Source organism: Robiginitalea sp. (genome assembly GCF_049588695.1).
Taxonomy (GTDB): domain Bacteria; phylum Bacteroidota; class Bacteroidia; order Flavobacteriales; family Flavobacteriaceae; genus Robiginitalea.
Genome location: NZ_JBAVZJ010000177.1, coordinates 1 through 1,613, shown reverse-complemented (window position 1 = coordinate 1,613; position 1,613 = coordinate 1). Strand labels below are relative to the sequence as shown.

The window sequence follows — 1,613 nt, the reverse complement described above, 5'->3', positions numbered from 1 at the left end:
GAAGACAACAAAGAGGTCGCCGCCGTTTCCGTAACAAACAACAACTAATTGATTTCGGTACGGGGCTGTTTTAATTACACTACATGAAAAAAATTGCATTTGGGATTCTGGTTGTTCTGCTTATAGCGTTTGTGGGCTATTTTATCATTTATCCCTATGATTACGTCATCCGCTTTGAGGCCAATACGTTTCCCGGCACAATCAACCAGTCTATAAAACTCTGGAATAAAACAGCCGGAGTCCCCGGAAGCCCCTTAGTACAGGAAGATCTATACCACCTTGAACAGCACGTACAGGCCGGAGATTCTGTCCATATTTACAATTGGGAGATAACCCCGCTGACCGAGAACACTTCCAAAGTAACCGTACGGATCAAAGACCGGGACCACAGCTGGAAAAACAAACTCCTGGTTCCCTTTACCGAGGCCGAAGTTGAGCGCTCCGGGGTAAAACACATTACTGATTTTGTCAATGATCTCAACGATCATATCGATCTCTTTAAAGTACAAATCGACGGAGAGGCCGAACTGCCGAGCACTTTTTACGCCTATGTGGATCTCAAAACCGACCAGCACAGAAAGGCAGGAGGTATGATGGATACCTACCTGATGCTCAGCGATGTACTGGTCCGAAGTAACGTCACGTTGAACGGCCCGCCCATGATCCTTGTAGATCAGTGGGACAGGGAAACGGATAGTCTGGAATATCGCTTTTGTTTCCCCATCATCCGTTCCGATAATTTGCCCCAGCATCCGGACATCAAATACAATCGTATTTTTCCGAAACGGGCGTTGAAAGCCACCTATAACGGAAACTACATCACCTCGGACCGGGCGTGGTATGCACTTTTGGACTATGCCGAAAAAAATGAACTGAGGGTAGAAGAGTCCCCGGTGGAGGTTTTCTTTAATAACCCCAATATGGGGGGTGATGCCCTGCAGTGGAAAGCTGAGGTGTATTTACCATTCAAGGAAGAGGAAGCCGGGTAATTCGGGAGCCTTTTATATGTCCCCGGATTCAAGGGTTGAGGCACCTTATTAAATCAAACGCGTTAAGGTTTCGAGTTCTGTACTTTTATTGCCGCCCGGATTGGATTCGGAAAATTGTTCCCTCCCACGATCATCCGTTGGCCAGCGGCCCGCCCAATGACCTAAAGTTTTCAACCGGTAAATACCAGGGTTTTTTTATCTTAGGGGGGACAAGCAATACGCCTCTAACCTTATCATCTCTATGTTTTTTATCGGCTACGACCTGGGGAGTTCTTCTTTAAAAACAGCTCTGGTCGATACCCAGACCGGAGAAAGCATTGCCGTTATTAAAACCCCGGCAGAAGAACTTGCCATTGATGCGCCCCGTGTCGGTTGGGCCGAACAGGACCCCGAACTCTGGTGGAGGTGTATTTGTGAGGGTACCCGTGAACTCCTTTCCAACACGGGTGTCAGCTCCGAGGATATTTCCGGAATAGGCATCGCGTATCAAATGCACGGGCTGGTCACCCTCGACAAGGCAGGTCGTTCCGTTCGGCCGGCCATTATCTGGTGCGATAGCCGGGCCGTTTCCATTGGCGATCAGACCCTGGAGGAAGTAGGCGCAACCCGATGCCAGGCACAATT

At 48.9% G+C, this 1,613-nt stretch carries 2 protein-coding genes; both read left to right on the top strand.

The window, feature by feature from the left end; genetic code table 11:
- Positions 1-83: 83 nt before the first annotated feature.
- Positions 84-989, top strand: coding sequence for an AraC family transcriptional regulator (locus WBV75_RS04335; RefSeq protein ID WP_424119426.1), 906 nt, complete (start codon positions 84-86; stop codon positions 987-989).
- 241 nt (positions 990-1,230) lie between these two features.
- On the top strand, positions 1,231-1,613 hold a 383-nt coding region (locus WBV75_RS04330; RefSeq protein WP_424119425.1), incomplete at its 3' end, for an FGGY family carbohydrate kinase.

Excerpts from the sequence above, each read along its gene's own strand:
- WBV75_RS04335 (WP_424119426.1), top strand. The coding sequence starts at position 84 with ATGAAAAAAATTGCATTTGGGATTCTGGTTGTTCTGCTTATAGCGTTT.